At 65.1% G+C, this 23,127-nt stretch carries 22 protein-coding genes and 1 tRNA gene; 9 read left to right on the top strand and 14 right to left on the bottom strand.

All coding sequences use genetic code 11. The annotated features are described in order from the left end of the window. Positions 1 to 553: 553 nt before the first annotated feature. The 4 genes from AAE027_RS12380 to mnmA form a co-directional block, all read right to left on the bottom strand. Positions 554 to 630, bottom strand: a tRNA-Met gene (locus AAE027_RS12380). A 233-nt stretch (positions 631 to 863) separates the two neighbouring features. Further along, on the bottom strand, positions 864 to 1,220 hold the full coding sequence (locus tag AAE027_RS12375; protein ID WP_091888379.1) for a hypothetical protein: 357 nt from the start codon (positions 1,218 to 1,220) through the stop codon (positions 864 to 866). A gap of 222 nt (positions 1,221 to 1,442) precedes the next feature. After that, on the bottom strand, positions 1,443 to 2,081 hold the full coding sequence (locus tag AAE027_RS12370; protein ID WP_370988286.1) for a class I SAM-dependent methyltransferase: 639 nt from the start codon (positions 2,079 to 2,081) through the stop codon (positions 1,443 to 1,445). A gap of 80 nt (positions 2,082 to 2,161) precedes the next feature. Further along, positions 2,162 to 3,343 (bottom strand): tRNA 2-thiouridine(34) synthase MnmA, encoded by a 1,182-nt coding sequence (gene mnmA / locus AAE027_RS12365; protein ID WP_370988285.1) that lies wholly within the window; start codon positions 3,341 to 3,343, stop codon positions 2,162 to 2,164. Between the two features lie 351 nt (positions 3,344 to 3,694). Between mnmA and AAE027_RS12360 the strand changes: the two genes are divergently transcribed. From AAE027_RS12360 to AAE027_RS12320, 9 genes are all read left to right on the top strand, one after another. After that, on the top strand, positions 3,695 to 5,329 hold the full coding sequence (locus tag AAE027_RS12360; RefSeq protein WP_370988283.1) for a flagellar hook-length control protein FliK: 1,635 nt from the start codon (positions 3,695 to 3,697) through the stop codon (positions 5,327 to 5,329). 12 nt (positions 5,330 to 5,341) lie between these two features. Further along, a complete protein-coding gene (locus AAE027_RS12355; RefSeq protein WP_091888371.1) occupies positions 5,342 to 6,049 on the top strand; it encodes a flagellar hook assembly protein FlgD in 708 nt (235 codons plus the stop codon). 380 nt (positions 6,050 to 6,429) lie between these two features. Then, entirely contained in the window at positions 6,430 to 6,705 is a 276-nt protein-coding gene (gene sciP / locus AAE027_RS12350) for a CtrA inhibitor SciP (protein ID WP_002714638.1), read from the top strand. 181 nt (positions 6,706 to 6,886) lie between these two features. Further along, positions 6,887 to 8,500 carry a flagellar basal-body MS-ring/collar protein FliF gene (gene fliF, locus AAE027_RS12345; RefSeq protein ID WP_128936422.1) on the top strand — a complete coding sequence of 538 codons (1,614 nt, stop codon included), beginning with the start codon at positions 6,887 to 6,889 and terminating at the stop codon, positions 8,498 to 8,500. A gap of 45 nt (positions 8,501 to 8,545) precedes the next feature. Then, positions 8,546 to 9,640 (top strand): flagellar motor switch protein FliG, encoded by a 1,095-nt coding sequence (fliG, locus tag AAE027_RS12340; RefSeq protein ID WP_128936423.1) that lies wholly within the window; start codon positions 8,546 to 8,548, stop codon positions 9,638 to 9,640. Continuing rightward, positions 9,640 to 10,263 carry a FliH/SctL family protein gene (locus AAE027_RS12335; protein ID WP_370988278.1) on the top strand — a complete coding sequence of 208 codons (624 nt, stop codon included), beginning with the start codon at positions 9,640 to 9,642 and terminating at the stop codon, positions 10,261 to 10,263. The genes fliG and AAE027_RS12335 overlap by 1 nt, the downstream gene beginning before the upstream one ends. Before the next feature lie 3 nt (positions 10,264 to 10,266). Continuing rightward, positions 10,267 to 10,617, top strand: a complete 351-nt coding sequence (gene fliN, locus AAE027_RS12330; protein WP_091888362.1) for a flagellar motor switch protein FliN — start codon at positions 10,267 to 10,269, stop codon at positions 10,615 to 10,617. A gap of 53 nt (positions 10,618 to 10,670) precedes the next feature. Beyond that, entirely contained in the window at positions 10,671 to 12,053 is a 1,383-nt protein-coding gene (gene flbD, locus AAE027_RS12325) for a sigma-54-dependent transcriptional regulator FlbD (RefSeq protein WP_370988277.1), read from the top strand. A gap of 325 nt (positions 12,054 to 12,378) precedes the next feature. After that, entirely contained in the window at positions 12,379 to 13,527 is a 1,149-nt protein-coding gene (locus AAE027_RS12320; protein ID WP_370988276.1) for a M20 family metallopeptidase, read from the top strand. A gap of 115 nt (positions 13,528 to 13,642) precedes the next feature. Here the strand turns inward: AAE027_RS12320 and AAE027_RS12315 are convergent, their stop codons facing one another. The 10 genes from AAE027_RS12315 to AAE027_RS12270 form a co-directional block, all read right to left on the bottom strand. Further along, entirely contained in the window at positions 13,643 to 13,798 is a 156-nt protein-coding gene (locus AAE027_RS12315; RefSeq protein ID WP_008131268.1) for a hypothetical protein, read from the bottom strand. Between the two features lie 95 nt (positions 13,799 to 13,893). Beyond that, positions 13,894 to 14,475, bottom strand: a complete 582-nt coding sequence (locus AAE027_RS12310; RefSeq protein WP_091888357.1) for a flavin reductase family protein — start codon at positions 14,473 to 14,475, stop codon at positions 13,894 to 13,896. Positions 14,476 to 14,508: 33 nt separating this feature from the next. Beyond that, positions 14,509 to 15,345 carry an ATP-binding cassette domain-containing protein gene (locus AAE027_RS12305; RefSeq protein WP_370988275.1) on the bottom strand — a complete coding sequence of 279 codons (837 nt, stop codon included), beginning with the start codon at positions 15,343 to 15,345 and terminating at the stop codon, positions 14,509 to 14,511. A gap of 20 nt (positions 15,346 to 15,365) precedes the next feature. Continuing rightward, positions 15,366 to 16,172 carry an aliphatic sulfonate ABC transporter permease SsuC gene (gene ssuC, locus AAE027_RS12300; protein ID WP_370988274.1) on the bottom strand — a complete coding sequence of 269 codons (807 nt, stop codon included), beginning with the start codon at positions 16,170 to 16,172 and terminating at the stop codon, positions 15,366 to 15,368. A gap of 2 nt (positions 16,173 to 16,174) precedes the next feature. Beyond that, a complete protein-coding gene (gene ssuD, locus AAE027_RS12295; protein WP_370988273.1) occupies positions 16,175 to 17,347 on the bottom strand; it encodes an FMNH2-dependent alkanesulfonate monooxygenase in 1,173 nt (390 codons plus the stop codon). Next, on the bottom strand, positions 17,344 to 18,297 hold the full coding sequence (locus tag AAE027_RS12290; RefSeq protein WP_370988272.1) for a sulfonate ABC transporter substrate-binding protein: 954 nt from the start codon (positions 18,295 to 18,297) through the stop codon (positions 17,344 to 17,346). Before AAE027_RS12290 ends, ssuD begins: the two co-directional genes overlap by 4 nt. A 38-nt stretch (positions 18,298 to 18,335) precedes the next feature. Continuing rightward, on the bottom strand, positions 18,336 to 19,280 hold the full coding sequence (locus AAE027_RS12285; protein WP_370988271.1) for a sulfonate ABC transporter substrate-binding protein: 945 nt from the start codon (positions 19,278 to 19,280) through the stop codon (positions 18,336 to 18,338). Positions 19,281 to 19,800: 520 nt separating this feature from the next. Then, on the bottom strand, positions 19,801 to 20,964 hold the full coding sequence (locus AAE027_RS12280) for a cytochrome P450 (RefSeq protein ID WP_370988270.1): 1,164 nt from the start codon (positions 20,962 to 20,964) through the stop codon (positions 19,801 to 19,803). Positions 20,965 to 21,059: 95 nt separating this feature from the next. Then, positions 21,060 to 21,932, bottom strand: coding sequence for a L,D-transpeptidase (locus tag AAE027_RS12275; protein ID WP_370988269.1), 873 nt, complete (start codon positions 21,930 to 21,932; stop codon positions 21,060 to 21,062). Between the two features lie 158 nt (positions 21,933 to 22,090). Next, positions 22,091 to 22,873 carry a helix-turn-helix transcriptional regulator gene (locus AAE027_RS12270; protein ID WP_370988268.1) on the bottom strand — a complete coding sequence of 261 codons (783 nt, stop codon included), beginning with the start codon at positions 22,871 to 22,873 and terminating at the stop codon, positions 22,091 to 22,093. Positions 22,874 to 23,127 lie beyond the last annotated feature (254 nt).

Below are 23,127 nucleotides of genomic sequence, written 5' to 3'. Positions count from 1 at the left end.
GATCTGGAGTGGTTCGGTGCGCGATGCCCGCATATGCCGAGATCCGCTCGACGTCTGCGCGTGTGACCAGGTTTTCAGTTGGAGAAAAGTTGGAGAAGCGCCGCGCCGAAAGCGCGCGAAAGCAGCCAAGTACTTGAAATAGCTGGCGCTCCCTAGGGGAATCGAACCCCTGTTTCAGCCTTGAGAGGGCTGAGCAGCTGAAGCGAGTTCGCGGCCGATATTCTCGCCGGCTTCAAAACCAGTCCTCGGGCTTCGCCGAGCACGCGATCCGGCCTTGATCCATCAAGGATTAGATTGCGGGCTCGGGCTTTTGTCAGAATGCGTGGCTAGTTCCACTTGATGCGTGCCGGCGCGGAGGATCGAGGGGCCTGCCGGTTCAAGCGAATGAGAAAAGCAGCAACGACGACGGCCTTTGAGAGATTACCTACGAAGGATTCAGCTACCGCGCTCAAGGACTAGATTGCCGTTCGCAGTGCGCGGCGCTACCGATGCGCTACGGACCGGGATTCGCGCCGACGCGATCCACCTAATTTATTGATGTTGTGAGGTTTTCTGGTAGCGGGGGAGGGACTCGAACCCCCGACCCCAGGATTATGATTCCCGTGCTCTAACCAGCTGAGCTACCCCGCCACAGGGCTCGCGGTGGCCGAAACGGCCGATCTCGCGAACGCGCGGCATATAAGGAAGCGGGCGGCGGGAAGTCAAGCAAAGCCCGGTCGATTAGCTGAGTGAATTCAGCGACGGACCGGCCCATTCCGACACCAGACCTGTGGAGAGTCCCCCTCACCCGGAATCCGCGCTTTTCCGCGGATTCCGGCCTCTCCCCGCCCCGCGGGGAGAGGCGAAGGAAGCAAAGAATCAGCCTATTTCGGCCGCACATTCGGATCGCCGCCGGGGCTGCCCGGGGGTGGGATCACCGGGGTGTTGGCGCCGGTGTCGGGCGCGGGCGCGTGCATCTCGGGGTCGATGCCGGCGGGCGGGCAGAGCACGCCCTCGGATTTGGCCAGCTTGTCGCCGAGCGGTTCCCGGGCCTGGCCGGTGGTGGTGCCGTCAGGCTGGCGGTTCAGACGGTCCTGGGCTGTGCAATTGGTCGGATGTTGCGGAGACGGTGGCGCGGTCTGTTGCGGCGGCGTCGCCGGGGCGGGCGGGGCCTGCGCGATCGCGCTGCCGGAGGCGGCGATCAGGAGGCCCGCTAGGATGATGTTTGATGTGGTGCGCATGGGAAGGAAACGCGCTGGGCGTGGGCCCGTTCCCGGGCGCAGCGCGATGTGATCGCGCGGTCCCCTGAGGTATTCCCCCGTCATTGCAATGACGGGCTGGTGAAAGCTTTATCCGCGCGAGAGATATCGCTGGTGGAGAGAGCCCTCTCCCCTACCCTCTCCCGCAAGCGGGAGAGGGGGCGCGCTGCCGGCTTGGCTGGCTGCGCGCCAGCTCAATCACGATCACGATTTGCGGTAGCGGATCAGCGAAAAATGCCCCATCGGCGGCATCGGTCGGCGCTCGGCAAGCGTGACGCCGCCGTGCTTGGCGGCCCAATTGACGAGGCGCTCCCACGGAAATTCCGGGCGCCAGCCGAGGCGGCGAGCTACAGGTGCGAAGGCGAGCTCGAGCATTTTTCGCGGGCCCGTCTCGGCGCCGATGTGGTTGACGAGGATCAGCTCGCCGCCGTGCTTGAGCACGCGCACGAACTCGTCGAGCGTGCCTTCGGGATCGGGCACGGCGGTGATGACATATTGCGCGACCACCGCATCGAAGAAGTTTTCGGGGAAGGCGAGGTTTTTCGCGTCCATCACCGAGAGCACTTCGACATTGGAGAGCCGCAGCGCACGCACGCGCGCCTGCGCCTTGCGCAGCATCGGCTCGGAGATGTCGACGCCGCAGATTTTCGTGGTGCGCGCATAGTCCGACAGCGACAGGCCGGTGCCGACGCCGACGTCGAGGATGCGGCCGCCGATGCGGTCGGCCTCGGCGATGGTCGACTGCCGTCCGGCGTCGAACACCTTGCCGAACACGAGATCATAGACCGGCGCCCAGCGGCCATAGGCCTTCTCGACCCCGGCCCGCGAGATATCTGCTGCCATGCCCCCTGCCCTTACTTCACCTCTCCCCTACGGGAGAGGTGAACCCAGCCCGACCATCTGTGCTTGATGTCGTCATTTCCTCAGCCGCGCACGGCTTCCGCAAGCGGCCTTGCCGTGCTCGTAGCGACCTTCGCTGCGGCGCTCTGGATGAAGCCGCCGCCGAGCACGCGCGCCTGGCCGCCAGGCGCGTCGTAGAACACGCAGGCCTGGCCCGGCGAGACGCCCTCCTCGCCGGCGACGAGCTCGATCTCGTAATGACCATTGCCGCCGCGCAGCCACGCCGGCTGCGGGCTGCGGGTCGAGCGCACACGCACGAACATTTCGAGGCCGCCGCCGATGGCGCGATCGATGTCACCGTCGCCGATCCAGTTGACGTCGCGCAGCACGATGCGGTGCATCTTCAGGGCATCGCGCGGACCGACCACGACGCGGCGATTGGCGGCTTCAAGGCGCACCACGAACAGCGGCGCGGTCGCGGCGATGCCGAGGCCGCGGCGCTGGCCGACGGTGAAATTGGCGATGCCGTTGTGCTGGCCGAGCACGCGTCCGTCGAGATCGACGATGTCGCCGGGGTCCATCGCATTCGGCCGCAGACGGGTGATGATGTCGGTATAGCGCCCGGTCGGCACGAAGCAGATGTCCTGGCTGTCGTGCTTGTCGGCGACCGCGAGCCCAAAGCGGCGCGCGAGCTCGCGCGTCTGCGGCTTGGTCATGTCGCCCAAGGGAAAGCGCAGGAAGTCGAGCTGCTCGCGCGTGGTCGCGAACAGGAAATAGCTCTGGTCGCGATCGGCGTCGGCTGCGCACACCAGCGCGCGCGAGCCATTGTCGAGGCGGCGCGAGGCGACGTAATGGCCGGTGGCGAGCGCGGTGGCCCCCAGCTCGCGCGCGGTCTTCAGGAGATCGCGGAACTTGACCGAACGGTTGCACTCGATGCACGGCACCGGCGTCTCGCCGAGCGCGTAAGAGTCGGCAAAGTTGTCGATGACGGACTCGCGAAAACGGTCCTCGTAGTCGAGCACGTAATGGGGAATGCCGAGCTTGGCCGCGACGTCGCGCGCGTCGTGGATATCCTGGCCGGCGCAGCAGGCGCCCTTGCGATGGGTCGCCGCACCATGATCGTAGAGCTGGAGCGTGATGCCGACGACGTCGTAGCCCTCAGCCTTGAGCAGTGCAGCCGTCGTCGAGGAATCGACGCCGCCCGACATGGCAACGACGACCCTGGTGTCCTCAGGACGGCCTTCGAGATCCAGACTGTTGAGCATGGGCCTTAAAGCGTTGTGACGGCGGCGTGGCGTGATCCGCGTTTCCTGTGCTTCCGGCGGGATATCGGGCGATCCCCGGGAACCCTGGTTCCCCCGGGGGGCACGACTGCCCGGTCGAAAGCGGCTGAGAGTGACCTCTTTAATATAGGCGGCATTCCGGTGAAGCAATCACGCGGGCGGCCAGCTTAGGGCAATTCTTGCCGGGGCGGCAGAAATGACGGGGTCGCGGCAGGCCTCGCGCGGCCGCACCGATTTCGCAAGACTTTGATTTTGCTGTTGAAATAGACATGAAGGGGCGCTGGCCCGCTCCTTGCTACCCTCCATGCCGAAGATGTTTCCAAGGGGTCGCCTGTGGTCGGTCGGACGTCAGATGTCGTGGCAAGCGTGCAAGTCCAAAGCACGCAGCAAAAGCCTGCCCGGTCGCAGGCGACGAAGGATCCGGCCGCGACCGATTCCTTCGGCTCGCTGGTCGACAGCAACACCCAGGCGATCAGCAACAACGCAGCCTCGCAGGCGCAGGACACTGCGCCGCGCCGGAGCGATGCATCGTCTTCGTCGTCCCCCACGGACAGAGCTGCGCGCGACACGTCGTCCACGGATCAGGCCCCGCAGAGCAATGCGAGCGACGATACCGACACGCCCGCGTCCGCCAAGGACGATAGCAAGATCGACGACACGACCACCGATCCGGCCAAGGACGCCGGCAAGACCAAGGACAAGGTCGAGACCTCCGACGCCAAATCGGCCGACAAATCCGACGAGACCAAGGGTGACAAGACCGACGGCACCGACCCCCTCGCGCCCGCCGTCGATGCGGCGGCCGCCGCGGCGACCGATACGACGCAAGTCGCCGTGCCCGATCCAAACGCGATCGTCGTTGCCGCGCCGGTCGTGCCGGTCGATCCGAATGCGGCTGCGAACCAGGCCACTGGCTCGGCCTCACCGCTGACCATCGCCGCCGCCGGCCTCGCCGCCAGCGCCTCCACCGCGGCGCAGATCCAGGGCGCCAAGACCGATACCGCCACCGCGGGCGACAAGAGCGCCAAGACCGCGAGCGCCGAGGTCGATGCGGACACCACGACCACGCTCGGCGAGACCGCGACCGGCACGAGCGAGGCCACCGCGACTGATGCGAAAGCCAATGGCGGCCTGATCGCCGCCGTGGACCAGGGCACGCCGAAGACCTCGTTCAAGGCCGCGGCCACGGCGCAGGCCCAGACCGACATCTCCAATATTGGCCAGGACAGCGGCAAGGCGAACGCCGCCACGCCGCAAGCAGCGGGCGCAGCGCCCCTCAACGGCGCCGCGCATCCGCAGGCCGCCAAGCCGCAAGGCGATAGCGGAACGACTGACGCGAAGGCGGCTGGCACCGAGCGTACCGCTGATGCGGTCCCTGGCGCATCCGCCACGCACGTTCATGCGGGACCGCAGGCGGCTGTCGCCGCGACGGATACCAGCGCACAAGCCGCCTCCGCCGTGCAGGCGCCGCTGACCAATACCACCTCGACCGCCACCGCATCGACCGCGACGCTCACCGCGACCGCGGCAACTCATACGGCGGTGCCGATCAGCGGCGTCCCGATCGAGATCGCGGCCGCCGTGCGCGCCGGCAAGTCCCGCTTCGACATCAGCCTCGATCCGGTCGAGCTCGGCCGGATCGACGTCCGCATCAATGTCGACCGCAACGGCCAGGTCACCTCGCATCTCACCGTGGAGAAGCCGGAGACGCTGCAGATGCTGCGTCAGGACGCGCCGCAATTGCAGCGCGCACTCGACGATGCCGGCTTCAAGACCGGCAGCAACGGGTTGTCCTTCAGCCTGCGCGACCAGAATTCGTCAGGCCAGAACTCCGGCCAGAACAACGACAATGGCGGCAATGCCCGCCGGCTGATCATCAGCGAGGACGAAACCGTTGCAGCGGCGCCCGTCGGGCGCGGCTACGGCCGCATGTATGGGCCGAGCAGCGGCGTCGACATCAGAGTGTAAGGGGTATTCGACATGGCCACCACGAATGCCGCCACCGCACCTTCCGTCGTCTCCGGGACGACCGACATCCCGAAATCCTCCTCGTCGAACTCGCTGAGCTCGACCACGGGATCGACGCTCGCTGGCAATTTCCAGACCTTCCTGACGCTGCTGACGACGCAGCTGCAGAACCAGAACCCGCTGGATCCGCTCGACACCAACCAATTCACCCAGCAGCTGGTGCAGTTCGCCGGCGTCGAGCAGCAGCTCAAGACCAACGATTCGCTGTCCCAGCTCGTCACCCTGCAGCAGACCACGCAGGCGACCCAGGCGCTGGGCTTCGTCGGCAAGACCGCTCTGGTCGACGGCTCGACCGCGACCATGACGAAATCGTCGGCGACCTGGCATCTCAACGTGCCGACCGACTCGACCGTCGACATCACCGTCGCAAATGCCAGCGGCCAGACCGTGTTTACCGGCAAATATACCGCCGCTGCCGGCACCGACATCCCCTTCACCTGGAACGGCATGGGCAATGACGGCACGCAATGGCCCGACGGCAAGTACACGATCTCGGCCACGGGCAAGGATGTGGCGAACAACACCGTCGGCATCGCCGCGCAGGTGCAGGGCACGGTGTCGTCGGTCGACCTGACCCAGTCGCCGCCGCTCCTCACCATCGACGGCGCCAGCTACACCCTGAGCCAGGTCAAGAGCATCATCGCAACCGGCAGCAATTGAGGCGCGGGCACGAGCTACACATCCGTGTCATCCCGGCGAAGGCCGGGATCCATAACCACAGGGAGAAGTTTGGCGAAGACCCGTAGTTGGGGGTCTTCCGCGGTACTGCTGCCTACGTCGCATCGACAGATCACGCGGTATGGGTCCCGGCCTTCGCCGGGACGACGGCTGAGAGAGCCCGCGCAGGCCTCGTTCGTTAGTAAAGTATTTACGAAGTCCCCCTCGACTGGCCTGGACGCACCCGTCCCGCCGGCCGAGACGAGCGCGTTCCAGCCAGTTTCAACGAGAATTGTATTGAAGCCTTAGGCTTAGCGGATTTTTAAGCCGCGGGGCGTAGGGTTACGGCGTGAGTTCAGTGGTTGAGAGTTTGTGAGTACGCCATGACAGAACCCCATCGCCCGAGGGTAAAATACGTCATCGGGCCGGACGGCAGTCCGTTGACGATCGCGGATCTGCCCGCACCCGGCACCAAACGCTGGGTCATCCGCCGCAAGGCCGAAGTCGTCGCCGCTGTGCGCGGAGGACTTCTCTCCCTTGAGGAGGCCTGCAGCCGTTATACCCTGACGGTCGACGAATTCCTCTCCTGGCAGTTTTCCATCGACCAGCACGGTCTGGCGGGTCTTCGCACCACCCGCATCCAGCAATATCGCCAGTAAGCGATCCGGAAATCTGCAGCTTTTGACGAAAATCGGCCTCGCCCTGCGGGGCCGATTTTTCATCGTGTTAACTTTTGTCGGACCTCTTAACCGTCGTTAACCATATCGAAACCATCACCTAGGCAATAATTGCCCACTCGGCCTTTCCAGTGAAAGCGGCCGAATCTGTTGGGGCGGTTGCTTGCAAGGTCTGGTCGACTTCCTGAAAGGTATCGGGGCCGCCCGATTCGGGGCGATGATCGCGGTCACCGCCGCGCTCATCGGCTTCTTCGCGTTCGTCATCATGCGCGTCACCACGCCGCAGATGACGACGCTGTTCACCGACCTCAGTGTCGAGGATTCCTCGGGCATCATCAAGGACCTGGAGCGCCAGGGCATCCAGTTCGAGATCCGCAACGAGGGCTCCATCATCATGGTGCCCAAGGACAAGGTCACGCGCCTGCGGATGAAGCTTGCCGAGGGTGGCCTGCCCAAGGGCGGCGGCGTCGGCTACGAGGTGTTCGACAAGTCGGACGCGCTCGGCACCACCTCCTTCGTCCAGAACATCAATCACCTCCGCGCGCTCGAAGGCGAGCTCGCCCGCACCATCCGCGCCATCGACCGCATCCAGGCCGCCCGGGTCCACCTGGTGCTGCCCGAGCGCCCGCTGTTCGCGCGCGAGGCGCCGGAGCCGTCGGCCTCGATCGTGGTCCGCGTCCGCGGCTCGCTGGAAGCCCAGCAAATCCGCGCCATCCGCCACCTCGTCGCCTCCGCCGTCAATGGGCTGAAGCCGCAGCGGGTCTCGATCGTCGACGAAGCCGGCCAGCTGCTCGCCGACGGCGCCGCGACCGATCCGGAGCAGGCGGTCGGCGACGAGCGCCGCATCGCCTTCGAGAAGCGGATGCGCAAGCAGGTCGAGGACATCGTCTCCTCCGTGGTCGGCTCCGGCCGCGCCCGCGTACAGCTCTCCGCCGATTTCGACTTCAACAAGGTCACCCAGACCTCGGACAAGTTCGATCCCGAAGGCCGCGTGCTGCGCTCGAGCCAGACCCGCGAAGAGCAGAGCATGACCGCCGACAACAACGGCCAGGTCACCGTCAACAACGAGCTGCCCGGCAATCAGCAGAACAACGGCGTCGCGGCCAAGGACCAGAGCAAGAAGACCGAAGAGACCAACAATTACGAGATCTCCCGCACCACCAAGACCGAGGTGACCGAGGCCGGCCGCGTCAACCGTATCTCGGTCGCGGTGCTGGTCGACGGCATCTATTCCAAGAACGACAAGGGCGAGCTGGCCTATCAGGACCGCACCAAGGAGCAGCTCGACCGCATCGCCGCGCTGGTGCGCTCGGCGATCGGCTTCGACCAGAAGCGCGGCGACCAGGTCGAGGTCGTCAATCTTCGCTTCGCCGACGCGCCCTCCACCGCTCCGATCGGCGAGCCTAGCGGCTTCCTCGGCATGCTCCAGTTCACCAAGGACGACGTCATGTACTTCGTCGAGCTCGGCGTGATGATGCTGCTCGGCCTGGTCGTGCTGTTCCTGGTGATCCGCCCGCTGGTCAAGCGCATTCTCGCCTCCGATGAAGTCGCCGCCGCTATCTCCGGTGTGCTGACGGGCCCCTCCGCTTCGGAAGAGGCCGCACCCGCCACCGGCCAGCCGCTGCTGCCGGGCGGCGCCGCCAGCGCCATCGACGTCGCCACCATTCAGGGCCAGGTCCACGCCCAGTCCGTTCATCGCGTCGGCGAGCTCGCCGAGCGCAACCCCAACGAAACCGTCGCCATCATCCGCCAGTGGCTGACCGAACCCGCGAAATAACCCAAGCCAAGTAACTTTGCCAAGTGAATCAAGAAGTGATCTGACATGGCCGCCAATCTGCAGAACGCCAACTCCAACGACATCACCAGCGTGATCTCCACGCTCGGTCAGCGCGCCGGCAACCGCGCGGGCGGCGCCAAGACCGCAGCGCTGGGCGGGCCGAAGCGTGCCGCGATCCTGATGCTGGCGCTGGGCGAGCAATATGGCGGCAAGATCTGGTCGCTGCTCGACGACGACGAGGTGCGCCAGCTCTCGCTGGAGATGTCGACGCTCGGTACCGTCGAGGTCGACACCGTCGAGGACATGCTGCTCGAATTCGTCTCGCGCATGTCGGCCTCGGGCGCGCTGATGGGCAATTTCGACGCCACCGAGCGGCTGCTCCAGCAATACCTGCCGCCGGAGCGCGTCAACGGCATCATGGACGAGATCCGCGGCCCCGCCGGCCGCAACATGTGGGAGAAGCTCTCCAACGTGCAGGAAGAGGTCCTCGCAAACTATCTCAAGAACGAATATCCGCAGACCATCGCGGTGGTGCTGTCGAAGCTGAAGCCGGAGCACGCCGCGCGCGTGCTCGGCATCTTCCCGGAGGAGCTCGCGCTCGACGTCGTCAACCGCATGCTGAAGATGGAAGCCGTGCAGAAGGAGGTGATCGAGAGCGTGGAGAAGACGCTGCGCACCGAGTTCATGTCCAACCTGTCGCAGACCCGCCGTCGCGACGCCCACGAGGTGATGGCGGAAATTTTCAACAATTTCGATCGCCAGACCGAGACCCGCTTCATCACCTCGCTGGAAGAGGAGAACCGGGAATCGGCCGAGCGCATCAAGGCGCTGATGTTCACCTTCGACGACCTCGTCAAGCTGGATTCCGGCTCGGCCCAGACGCTGATGCGCAACGTCGACAAGGACAAGCTCGGTGTCGCGCTCAAGAGTGCCAACGAGGACGTCCGCAGCTTCTTCTTCGGCAACATGTCCTCGCGTGCGGCCAAGATGCTGCAGGACGACATGGCGGCGATGGGCCCGGTGCGCCTGCGCGACGTCGACGAGGCCCAGGCGCTGCTCGTCAACCTCGCCAAGGACCTCGCCGCCAAGGGCGAGATCATGCTGACCAAGAACCGCGCCGACGACGAGCTGGTGTACTGATGGGCGCTCCGGCAAAATTCCTGTTCGATACCGACTTCGCCGCACCCGAGCGCTCGACGCGCGAGAAGGCCGCGACCGCGGCCGAGATCGCCCAGAAGGTCGCGGAAGCCGAGGCACGCGCCTATCAGGACGGCTTTGCCGCCGGCCAGCGCGAGGCCAAGGCCGAGAGCGACCGCCGCGTCGCGCTCGCCATGGAGGAGATCAACATCGCGATCCGGGGCATCGCCTCCAGCATCGGCAACATCGAGTCCAAGATGGAGACCGAGGCTGTCGACGTCGCGGTCGCGGTGGCGCGCAAGCTGTGCGCCGATCTGGTCGCCGCCGAGCCGCTCGGCGAGATCGTCGCGCTGGTCAAGGACTGCTTCTCGCATCTGGTCGCGACGCCGCATCTCGTCGTCCGCATCAACGACGCGCTCTACGACGCTGCCCGTGACAAGATCGAGCGGCTCGCCAAGCAGAGCGGCTTCGAGGGCCGGCTGGTGATCCTGGCCGAGCCGGAGATTGCCACCGGCGACTGCCGGATCGAATGGGCCGATGGCGGCGTCGTGCTGGAACGCGGCGCCATCGCGGCCAAGATCGACGACATGGTCGGACGCTATATCGCGTCCCGCAGGGGGAATTAAGCCATGAGCGACACCGACGGACAGGTCCCGCTGCCCGATCTCAACGGCCCGATGCCGCCTGCCGGCACCGACGTCGGCTACAACGAGGACGAATATGCGGCGCGCGTCGCCGCCGACCTCGAAGCCGTGTTCGACGTGCCGGTGCAGGTCTCGGCCGTGCTCGGCCGCTCCAAGATGGATGTCGGCGAGCTGTTGAAGCTCGGGCCCGGCACCGTGCTCGAGCTCGACCGCCGCGTCGGCGAGGCCATCGACATCTACGTCAACAACCGTCTCGTCGCCCGCGGCGAGGTGGTGCTGGTCGAGGACAAGCTCGGCGTGACCATGACCGAAATCATCAAGACCGAACGCGGCTAGCGAATACACGGGAATGACGCGCGGCAGCGCGACCAGACGGACAGGAGACTGACATGCGGCTTCTCATCGTTGGCACATTGAAGGGCCAGCTCACCACCGCCACCAAGATCGCGATGGAAAACGGCGCCACCGTGACCCATGCCGAGGATCACGAGCAGGCGATGCGCGTCTTGCGCGGCGGCAAGGGTGCCGACCTCCTGCTGGTCGACGTCGCGCTCGACATCCGCGACCTCGTGATGCGGCTGGAGGCCGAGCACATCCACGCTCCGATCGTCGCCTGCGGCATTACCAACGATGCCCGCGCCGCGGTCGCCGCGATCCATGCCGGCGCCAAGGAATACATCCCGCTGCCGCCGGATCCGGAGCTGATCGCCGCGGTGCTGGCTGCCGTTGCCAATGATTCCCGCGAGCTGGTCTATCGCGACGAGGCGATGGCCAGGGTGATCAAGCTCGCCCAGCAGATCGCGGGCTCCGACGCCTCGGTGATGATCACCGGCGAGTCCGGCACGGGCAAGGAAGTGCTGGCCCGCTACGTCCACACCCGCTCGGCACGCGCCAAGCGTCCGTTCATCTCGATCAACTGCGCCGCGATCCCCGAGCATCTGCTGGAGTCCGAGCTGTTCGGCCACGAGAAGGGCGCCTTCACCGGCGCGGTCGCCCGCCGCATCGGCAAGTTCGAAGAGGCGACCGGCGGCACGCTGCTGCTCGACGAAATCTCCGAGATGGACGTCCGCCTGCAATCCAAGCTCTTGCGCGCGATCCAGGAGCGCGTGATCGACCGCGTCGGCGGCACCAAGCCTGTCGCCGTCGACATCCGCATCATCGCGACCTCGAACCGCAACCTCGCTGAAGCCGTGCGCGAAGGCACGTTCCGCGAGGATCTGCTGTTCCGCCTCAACGTCGTGAACTTGAAGATCCCGCCGCTGCGCGAGCGCCCCGCCGACATCCTCGAGCTCGCCCAGCATTTCGTGAAGAAATATGCCGAGGCCAACGGCGTGCCGCTGCGCCCGATCTCGGCGGAGGCGCGCCGCGTGCTCTCCACCAACCGCTGGCAGGGCAACGTTCGCGAGCTCGAAAACACCATGCATCGCGCCGTGCTGATGGCGCAGGGCGACGAGATCGGCCCCGACGCGATCATCACGCCCGACGGCGACCGCCTCGACCTCGCCAGAACTGCACCGGCGGTGGCGCATGCGACCATGGCCGCCGAGCAGGTGACGCGGGCGCTCGTGGGGCGCACGGTCGCCGATGTCGAGCGCGACCTGATCCTGGAGACGCTGAAGCACTGCCTCGGCAACCGTACCCATGCCGCCAATATCTTGGGGATCTCGATCCGCACGCTGCGCAACAAGCTCAACGAATACGCCGACGGCGGCATCCCGATCCCGCCCGCGGGAACGCCGGGTGAATATCCGCGCGTGCCGATCGGGGCGTGAGGCGGCCACGCTGATTGAGAATGCAGATGCCCGGGCCAGTCCCGGGCATTTTGCTTTCAAGGCACTCTGCGCCGCACTCTCAGTGTCGTCCTGGCGAAAGCCAGGACCCATTACCCCAGGGAGAGTTTGGCGAAGATTAATCGTCCGGTACACCGCCCATACTCGAGAGATTCCGCGATATGGGTCCTGGCTTTCGCCAGGACGACACTGAGGAGGCACTACGCGTCCCAAGCCACAGCACGCAACATGGCCGCACCGCATCCGGCGACTAGGTCGCGCCTGCGCGAGGCTCTATAACCCCCGTGAGAACCACACGAGGATAAACATGTCTGAAGCTCAAATCACGGATTGGCTGGCGTCGCAGCGGCAAGCGATGATCGATTTGTTGCGCGATGTCGTGAACATCGATTCCGGATCCTACGACAAGGAAGGCGTCGATGCGGTCGGTGCGCGGTTCGAGCGGCATTTTGCCGAGCACGGCATTCCGTTCCGTCGCGAGGCCAACGCCACCTTCGGCGACGCCATCCATGCCGAGGTCGCAAAGCCCGGCAGCAACGAGAAGCCGGTGCTGTTGATGGGACATCGCGACACCGTGTTCGGCAAGGGCGAGGCCGGACGGCGTCCATTCACGATTCGAGATGGCCGCGCCTATGGACCCGGCGTTGCCGACATGAAGTCCGGGCTCGTCATGAACGTGTTCGTGGCGACCGCCTTCCACAAATTCGGCGGCAATCCGCATCCGATCAAGCTGCTGATCACCTCAGACGAGGAGATCGGCTCGCCCTCCTCGCGGCCGGTGATCGAGCGCGAAGGAGGCGCCGCGCGCGCCGTGTTCAATTCGGAGCCGGGCCGCCCCACCGGGAACGTCGTCACGGGGCGCAAGGGCGGCATCTTCATGCATCTTGCCATCACCGGTAAAGCCGCGCATTCCGGCGCCAATTTCGCCGCCGGCGTCAGCGCGATCGGCGAGCTCGCGCACAAGATCGTGCAGATCCACGCGCTGACCAATCTCGACAAGGGCATCACGCTCAATGTCGGCCTGGTCTCGGGCGGGCAATCCGTCAACACCACGGCGCCCTACGCGGAAGGCCAGATCGACCTGCGCTATGTCGATCCCGCAGACCGCGCGACGGTGATGGCCGCGATCGAGCACATCGTCGCGACGTCCTACGTGCCGGGCACCAGCGCGACGCTGACGATCAAGGGCGAGTTCGTGCCGGTGGTGCAGAGCGCGGAGTCGAAGGCGCTGTTTGAAGGCTATCAGGCCGCCGCAAGAAAGGTCGGCCTTACCACGCTCCAGGGCGAGTTCTCGGGCGGCTGCGCTGATTCCGGTTTCACCGCCGCAGTGGGCACGCCGACCATCTGCGGCCTCGGGCCGGTCGGCGGGCTCGCGCACACGCCGGAGGAATATCTCGAGCTCGACAGCATCGTGCCGCGCGCACAGGCGCTGGCGTTGGCGCTTTTAAGGGGGTGAACGCAGATGCCGTAGGGTGGGCAAAGGCGCATTTGCGCCGTGCCCACCATTTGTCTTCGCTGGATAGAAGTGGTGGGCACGCTTCGCTTTGCCCCCCTACGAGACCTAAGAGGTCCTACGAATAACTCGGCGCGTCGGGCTTGCGGAAGATATGGATGGGGTCGCCCGGCACGATCGGCTGGCCGCTGAACATCGCATAGGCGTAGAGCGCGAGATAGGCGATCGCGAGCGCGCCGATAGCGTAGAAGGCCCAGGTCGCAACGCGCTTCATCCATCCGCTCCATTGCCGTCCCGGCGGGAAGGCTGAGGCGCTTCTAGAGCGATGACGGGAAAAAGGCCAGCCTGTGGGCCGCCGGCCAGCGGCGATCAAATGCCGCGCCGGGCGCGCGCGGGAACGCTGACGTCGGCGAGCCTGGCCGCATCTTCGTCTTGATCGACTGCCACATATTGCCCATGCCAATAGGCCAGCGCGGCGGTGCGGGTCGAGCTCCTGATATCCCTGACACGGCCGATGACGATGCCGTGCGAGTGACGCTCGATGATCTCCTCGACCTCGCAGTCGAACGCCGAGAGCGCGCCCACCAGCAGCGGAACACCCGAGACGGATGTCACCCATTGGGCGCCTGCAAAGCGGTCGGCGCCCTTCAGTCCGCCCTTGCCGGCAAAACGTTCGGCGACATCGAGCTGGTCGGCATTGAGGATGTTCACGCCGAAGGCACTGTGGCGGCGGATCAATGGAAAGGACGAGGCGTCCCTGTTGACGCTGACCAGCAGCGTCGGCGGCTCGACTGACAGCGAGGTCACCGAGGTCACCGTCATGCCGGTGATGTCCCTGCCCCGCCCGGCGGTGATGACGCTGACGCCGCCGGTGAGGTGGCGCATGGCGCCGCGGAAATCGGCGGACGAGACGGGGATTTCGGTCATGAGATCGCGGGGCACTACATTCATGGCGTTGCTCCCCGAAATGGGGGTTCCCTGTATTTAGGTACGATCGTCCGCCGATAACAGGTGGCTCAAGATCGAGCCTTCGAGGCCGGCAAGCTCGGCCGAACCGCGCTGGCGAGGCCGGGCCGCGTTAACCGTGACGTCATGGGCGATGCGGCCGTCCTCGATCACCAGCACGCGGTCTGCCAGCGCGACCGCTTCGGCGACATCGTGGGTCACCAGGATCGCGGTAAAGCCCTGGTCGCGCCAAACGCGCTCCAAGAGACGCTGCATCGAGATTCGGGTCAAAGCGTCCAGCGCGCCGAGCGGCTCGTCGAAGGCGAGCACGCGCGGGCGGGAGACCAGCGCGCGGCCAAGCGCGACGCGCTGTTTCTGGCCACCCGACAGCACCGAGGGCCATTGGTCGCGCTTGTCGGCCAGCCCGACCTCGCCTAGGGCTTTCTCGGCGCGCGCATGCGCATCGCCGGAGACGCGATCGCGACCAAGGCCGACCTCGACATTGGCGAGCACGCGCGCCCAGGGCAGCAGCCGCGGCTCCTGGAACATGACGCGGATGTCCTCAGGTTGGATATCCTGGCCGAAGCTGATGCTGCCGGCGTCGATCTTCTCCAGGCCGGCGATGAGCCGCAGCAGCGTGCTCTTGCCGCAACCGCTCTTGCCGACGATGGCGACGAACTGGCCGGCGGGGATGTGCAGATCGATGCCGCGCAGCACCTCGTTGTCCCCGAAGGATTTGCGCAAGCCACGGATGCTGAGCGGCAGGCCGGCGGTCGTCGTCGGGCGCTCCTCGCGCACCACACGGGCGTGCGGCGCGAAATTGGCGCGCCTGGCGAGCTCGGTTTTCGGAAGGGAGGTACGAAGCGCTGTCTGCATGGGATTCTCAGTATTTCTGCTCAACGTTTCTGGAAGGCGGGGTGCCAAGAGAGCGTCGCCCGCTCCAGCACGCGGGAGGCGCTGTCGGCGAGCTTGCCGAGCAGGGCGTAGATCAGGATCGAGAGCACGACGACGTCGATCAGCATGAACTCGCGCGCCTGCATCGCCATGTAGCCGAGGCCCGAGGACGCCGCGATGGTCTCGGCGACGATCAGGGTCAGCCACATGATGCCGAGCGCGAAGCGGATGCCGACGAAGATCGAGGGCAACGCGCCCGGGAAGATCACCCGGCGAAACAATTCGCCATCGGTCATGCCGTAGATGCGGCCCATCTCGATCAACTGCGGATCGACCGTGCGGATGCCGTGCAGCGTGTTGAGGTAGATCGGGAAGAATACGCCCAGCGCCACCAGGAACAGCTTTGCGCTCTCGTCGATGCCGAACCAGAGGATGACCAGCGGGATCAGCGCCAGATGCGGCACGTTGCGCACCATCTGGAGCGTGGTGTCGGTGAGCTTTGCCGAGAGCTGCGACAGGCCGTTGGCGAGGCCGAACGCGAAACCGATGCTGCCGCCGATCAGGAAGCCGATCGAGGCGCGCCAGAACGACACCCAGATGTTGCGAACGAGCTCGCCGGAGAGCAGCAGCTTCCAGCCTGCGAGCACGACGTCGCTCGGCGCCGGCAGCACCCGCGTCGGCACGAAGCCGGTGACGCTCGCGACCTGCCAGATCGCGATGATGGCGAGCGGCACGATCCACTGGATCAGGCCGTCGACGCGCGGCAAACGAATGCTGCGCGGGAACGGAATGCTGTCGATCAGGCTCATGACTACGACACCCGGTGCTGCGGACGGAAATCGCTGCCGACCGTTTCGCCGAAGGGACCGCCGTTGAAGTGCAGCTTCGTCACGTTTGAGGGTTGCTCCAGCGCGAGCAGCGGGAACACCAGCTCGGCGAAGCGATAGGCTTCTTCTAGATGCGGATAGCCCGACATGATGAAGGTATCGATGCCGAGATCCTGATACTCCCTGATGCGCGCCGCGACGGTCTGGGCGTCGCCGACCAGCGCGGTGCCGGCGCCGCCGCGCACGAGGCCGACACCAGCCCACAGGTTCGGCGCGATTTCGAGCTGGTCGCGCTTGCCGCCATGGAGCTGCGCCATGCGCTGCTGGCCGACGGAGTCCATGCGGGCAAAGTTCTTCTGCGCCAGCGCGATGGTGTCGTCGCTGACATGCTTGATCAGCTCGCTCGCGGCGCGCCAGGCCGCTTCATTGGTCTCGCGGACGATCACGTGAAGGCGGATGCCGAAGGAAAGTTTTCGCCCGCGCGCGGCGGCGACATCCCTCACTTTCGCGATCTTCTCGGCCACCAGCGCCGGCGGCTCACCCCAGGTGAGGTATTTGTCGACGGTGTCGACGGCGACGTCGATGCCGGCATCCGAGGAGCCGCCGAAATAGAGCGGCGGACGCGGCAACTGCACCGGAGGAAACAGCAACTTGCCGCCCTCGATATGGATGTGCTTGCCCTCGACATTGACCATCTTTCCGGCGAGCAGGTCGCTGTAGACGTTGAGGAACTCGCGGGTGACCTCGTAGCGCTCGTCATGGCCGAGGAAGATGCCGTCGCCCTTGTTCTCGACGGGATCACCACCGGTGACGACATTGACGAGAAGCCGGCCGTTCGAGATGCGATCGAGCGTCGCCGTCATGCGCGCGGCGACACTCGGCGATTGCAGGCCGGGGCGGACGGCGACGAGATAGCGCAGCCGCTCGGTGAATGGCGCGACGCTGGAGGCGACGATCCAGGAATCTTCGCAAGACCGCCCGGTCGGCAGCAGCACGCCGAAATAGCCGAGCTGATCGGCAGCTTGCGCAATCTGGCGCAGATAGTTGAAGTTGACCTCGCGGCCGCCGATGCCGGTGCCGAGATAACGGCCGTCGCCGTGGGTCGGCAGGAACCAGAGGATGTTGGCGTTCGCTTGCTTACTCATCGTGCTGCTCATGTTCCTGGTTTGCGCGCCACGTCGGAAATCTTGATTGCCTTGGGGATCAGACCTAACGCGAAGAACGCGTCGGCGACCTGCTGCTGGTCGGCGATGACGGCGTCGGTGATCGGCTTGATGCCGTAGGCCTGCCGCTTCAACGCGACCTCGACCACGGGGACCGACAGACCGATCGATGGCGCCAGCTGCTCGGCCACCGCATGGATGTCGCCCTTGGCCCAATCGTCGACTGCGCTCAGTTCAGCGAGCACGGCGTCGACGATCTTCGGATTGGCTTCGAGAAATTTCTTGGAGGAGAAATAGAACTGGTAGTTGGCGACGATGCCGGTGCCGTCGGCGAGCGTGCGCGCGCCCGTGGCCGCCTCCGCCGCGGCCTGGAACGGATCCCAGATCACCCAGGCATCGACCGCGCTGCGCTCGAAGGCGGCCCGCGCGTCGGCCGGCGCCAGGAACACCGGCTCGATCTCGGAATACCTCACGCCCGCCTTCTCCAGCGCCTTGACCAGGAGGTAGTGGACGTTGGAGCCCTTGTTGAGCGCGACCTTCTTGCCCTTGAGGTCGGTGACCGATTTCAGCGCGCTGTCCTTCGGCACCAGGATCGCCTCGCCCTTCGGCGCCGGCGGCTCATAGGCGATATACTGGATCGGCGCGCCGGCGGCCTGCGCAAAGATCGGCGGGGCTTCGCCGGTGTTGCCGAAATCGATCGCGCCGACATTGAACGCTTCGAGCAGCGGCGGACCCGACGGGAATTCGATCCACACCACCTTGTAGCCGTCGGCGGCGAGCTTCGGCTCCAACGTGCCCTTGCTCTTGAGCAGCACCAGCTTGCCGTATTTCTGGTAGCCGATGCGGACCACTTTATCCTGTCCGTAGGAGGTGCCGACCGCGGCGGCGACGATGCCGATCGACAGCACGATGGCTGCGATCAGGCGCTGAATGATACGCCTCATGTTCAAACCCTTTTGGATGGGAAGGCTGGTCGGCACGATCAGGCTGCCGGGTTGCGCCAGACGATGTCGCGGATGACGATCGGCTTCGGGATCAGGCCGAGTTTGTAGAAGCGGTCGGCAACGCCCTGCTGGGTCGCAACGATGTCGTCGGTGACGGGCCCGACCACGAAGTTCGCGCGATTGGCCGCGACGGTCTGAATGTCCAGCGGGACGCCGGTGATCGCGGCGAGCGATTTGGCGACCTCGTCGCGGTGCTGTTCGGCCCATTTACCCGCCGCGGTCGTCACATCGACGATCTGTTGCAGGACGGCCCCGTGGTTCTTCGCGAATTCGCGATTGGCGATGTAGAAGGAGTTGGTCCTGGTGACGTCGCGCGAATTGATCAGGATGCGGCCGCCCTGCTTGGTCTCGCCGATCGCGAAATAAGGATCCCAGATCGCCCAGGCCTCGATGCTGCCATTGGCAAAGGCAGGCCCGGCATCCGGCGGCGTCAGATAGACCGGCGTGATGTCGGCATAGGTGAGACCCGCCTTCTCCAGGGTCTGCACCACGATGTTGTGGGCGCTGGAGCCCTTGGTGAAGCCGATACGCTTGCCCTTGAGATCAGCGATGGAGCGGATCGGCGAATCCTTCGGCACCAGGATGCCCTGGCCGTTGGTGATGGGCTGGCCCGCAGCATAGACGATCGCGGCGCCCGCGGCCTGGGCGAACACCGGCGGGGAATCGCCGACCGCGCCGAAATCGACGCTGCCGACATTCATGGCTTCCATCATCGGCGGGCCCGAAGAGAACTCGATCCATTTCACGTCGATACCTTGCGGCGTGAAATGTTTTTCCAGCGCGGCCTGCTGGCGCGCGATCACCAGCACGCCGGTCTTCTGGTAGCCGATACGAATTTCCTTCACCGCGCCTTGCGCGTTGGACGCGAACGCCGCTGCGGCCGCAGTTCCAACGGAAAGCTTCAAAAAGTCCCGACGCTGCATTCAACACTCCCGGCCGCACGCGGCCGTCCTTCATTCGCGTTTCTCGAATGATGGTGCGACTTATCGGAGGTGTCGAGACGTGCGGAGAAATAGCGATACGAGCACTGCGCGCGAGGCGGCGCGCATGATCAATCTTTCAATCGGGGAAGCGGATGCAGCGCGAATTTTTTCTGCACGCGAATGTGACAATCGCACGCACCCGGTAAGAAAGTGCGAAAACAACCCCATGCACAGTAGCCGGGGCGTGCAAAAACAACGACTTGCGAATTATCCGAAGTCCATTTGACACGTCGGGCAAAACAGGAGCATGATGGCATCATAGCGGACTGGGTGTGATCGGCCAAAGCTCCTTCCACCACCTCCACCGTCATTCCCCGCGAAGGCGGGGAATCCAGTATTCCAGAGGCGTCAATGCTTCACACAACCGCCGCGGCGTACTGGATCGCCCGGTCAAGCCGGGCGATGACAACTTAGTTGAGGCAACCGCTTGCGTCCCGTTGGCGCGAAGCGCAGATACAGGCTAATTCCACCTCATCGGCAGATTGAGCAGCCCGCGGAACGCCCAGCCGCCGAACCGCGCCGGCTCGTCATCGGCGATCTCGAGCTGCTTGACGCGCGCGAACACGGTCGGCAACGCGACGTCGGCGATCATGGCGCGGGAAGCCCAGGCGCCGGCGCAGAAATGCGGGCCGGCGCCGAAGGCAACGCTCTTGGACGTGTCTCGTCTCACGTCAAACTGGTCGGCACGCTCAAAATGCTTCTCATCGCGATTGGCCGAGCCGAACATTAGGAACACGCGCTCATCGAGCTCGAATGACACGTCGCGGATGCTCCAGGGTCTTGCGATGCGGCGCGGCGACATGCCGATCGGCGAGATCCAACGGGCATATTCCTCGAACGCCTGGAGCCAGGACACTTCGCCCCTGCGCACGAGATCGAACTGGTCGGGATGGGTCAGCAACGCCCATACCGTGCCGGCGATCGCCTTGCGCGGCTCGTTCTGGCCGCCCGAGATCGCCAGCTTGACGTTGGCGCGCACGCTCTCCATGGGCATGCCGGAGGCGAGGAGCACGCCGAGGATGCTCTGGTCGGGATTTTTGCGCATCACCGGCAGGATGTCGTCGATCGCGGTGTCGATGCCTGACGTCGCGGCATGGCAGCGCGCCTCGACCGCGGGATCGCCGGCATAGTTGGCGATGCCCTCGATCATGCCCTGCGACCACGCGTCCATGTCCTGAAAGCCGATGTTGGTGAGGCCGGTGATCGACTTCAGGCATTCGCCGGAGAACGGCAAGGCGAAGTCGCGCATGAAATCGATGCGCCCGGGTTCGATCGCGTCGATGATGCGGTCGGCATGGGCCTGGAACTGCGCGGTCCAATGCGCCTTCACCGTCTTTGGCGACACCGTTGGAAACATCGCACGGCGCTCGACCTGGTGCGCCTCGCCGTCCTTGCGCATCATGTTGTGGCCCATCAGCCGGTTCATCAGGCCCGCCGGCTGGTGCGAGGAGAACACGTCGATCTGCTTTTCGGAGATCGAGATATCGTCGCGGCTCGTCAGCAGCGTCGAGCCGAGCTGCGGCACGAAGGCGATCGGCGCCTCCTTGCGCATTTTCGCGAGCATCGGATAGGGGTCGGCCCAGAATGTATCAGGGTCGATGTCGATGCGCGGCGCGGTGCTCAAGACAGCCTCCCCTGATGCTCGTATGCTTCAGGCCAGACTAGCGAACTCCGCTGCCGGCGTCTGTCCCTAGCGATAGGGACGGACGGAGGACCGAGTTACTGGGCTTCGGCGATCCTCGGTCCAGATGACGGCATCTGCGCATTGGCCGCCAAGGGCCGCTTCGACGGCGATGCCGGGTCCGGCAACCGGAAAGCGGCGTCGGACGGCGCTCCCTGGGATGGTCGACGGGCAGCGGTTGCCGGAAGCACGATCACTTTCGCCCCGACCTTCACCCGCTCATAGAGGTCCACGACGTCCTCATTGGTCAGCCGGATACAGCCGGACGAAACCCGCTTCCCGATCGTATCGGGCTTGTTGGTGCCGTGAATTCGATATTCGGTCTCGCCGAGATACATCGCCCGAGCGCCGAGCGGATTGCCGGGACCGCCTGCCATGAACCGTGGCAGATAAGGCTGACGCGAGACCATCTCCGCAGGCGGATGCCAATCCGGCCATTCTGCTTTACGGGCCACGGTCTGCTCACCGGACCATGTGAAACCTTCGCGGCCGACACCGATGCCGTAGCGCATCGCTTGCCTGTCGTTCAGAACGAAATAAAGGAAAGTGTTTCCGGTATCGATGATCACGGTGCCCGGCGTCTGATGGCTGGCGTAGTCAACCACCTGCCGGACAAATGCTCCGGGACCGTCAGCGGCTTTTGGTGGTTCGACCAGAGGCGCCGGAGCCGGAATCGGAGCAGGAGCAGGAGCCGGCGCTGCCGCTGCTGCGCGAACTGGAGTTGCCACGTAAACCGGAGTTGACGACGCCTGGGCTTGTTGCGCGGTCGGTTTTCGTATCGGTTGCACGCTCGTCGGGCGAGACAGCAAACTGTACCCCACTACGGCGACGGCCACGGCGCCAATCGCGACTCTCGCGACCATTGGTATCGCGAGCGTCTCTGCCTTTCCACGTTTCGCCCGCTTACCCATATCTTTCCCCAGGTCACTGTGCCTGGAAGAGGTACCCAGCAAAATTTAAGAAACTTCGAAGCGATGTCGCTCAGATCGGAACCGTCAGCGATGGTTAACGCCGAATCGTTGTTCGGCGTATCCGCTTTGGAAATGGATATCGCGGACTTAGAGTCCCCTCAGTTCAGGCCATGAGGCCCCGCGAGCAGGCGCAGCACAATTCCGAACAGTTCATTCTGCGAGGAGATGCCAAGCCGCTCATAGGCGCGCTTGCGATAGGTCAGGGTCGAATGCAGGCTGATGCCGAGCCCTTTCGAGATCGCCTCGGAGCTGTAGCCTGCGAGGATGTGCCTGCAGACCTCCTGCTCGCGCGGGGTGAGAGCGGCGAGCGGAGCGCAGCTCGCGAATAACGCGGCCAGTGTCTGATCGGGCGTTGCGGTCTGCTGAAAATGGCGCGCGACGCTGGCGCCGATCGCCGGTGCAATCGCCCAAAGCCGCTCGCGCTGCGCGGCGCTGAATCGGCCTTGCGCGGCGATGCGGTAGAAATTGACGTAGAAGCAGGTGTCATCGACCCAGATCGCGGTCGCGCATTTGTCGACGATGCCGGAATCCTGGAAGAAGATTTTCCGGTAGCGCGCCCCATACATGCGCGGCGCGAACGCGGGCAGCATGATCGGCGCGCCGCTCTCGCGTTCGAACAGCGCATCGCGGTTGGGATCGGATTCGTGGAACTGTCCGGCATAGGCGGCACCGAGATCGCCGCCGATCGGGATGTTACCGGCATCGAGCAGGCAGCGCGCAGCGCCGGCGCGGCTCAGCGCGAACACCATGCAATGGCCGACATCGGCCTGCCGCCGCAGCGTGTCGATCAGGACGTTTGGGAAATCGGCTCGGCCGATGGCGAGCACCGCCGGCGTGACATCGCCAGCCGCTGGATGTGCAGGCACCGCCTGAGACCGCATCGTTCTCTCCCTAGCGCTTTGTGCCGATTCTACCAGCAACCGCGACAGGTCGAAAGGCTGCAACGGGGTCAAAACCTGCGAAGGACCAAGGCCGAAATAATGTCCGCGATGGGCGCAGAAGCGAAAGCGGTAACGGTCGGTAATCCAGGCGGTGGTTGCAGCGAGCTCACCAGTTCCGCCGCGAGGAACGATCGCATCAGCCCGGCTTTATTCGTCAGCATCATCAGAGTTTGAAGCGGTTTGCGGTATCCGGG

Source organism: Bradyrhizobium sp. DN3 (assembly GCF_041357655.1).
In the GTDB taxonomy this organism is placed as follows: domain Bacteria; phylum Pseudomonadota; class Alphaproteobacteria; order Rhizobiales; family Xanthobacteraceae; genus Bradyrhizobium.
The sequence above is the reverse complement of the archived record's forward strand: the minus strand, read 5'-3'. Positions and strand labels throughout refer to the sequence as shown.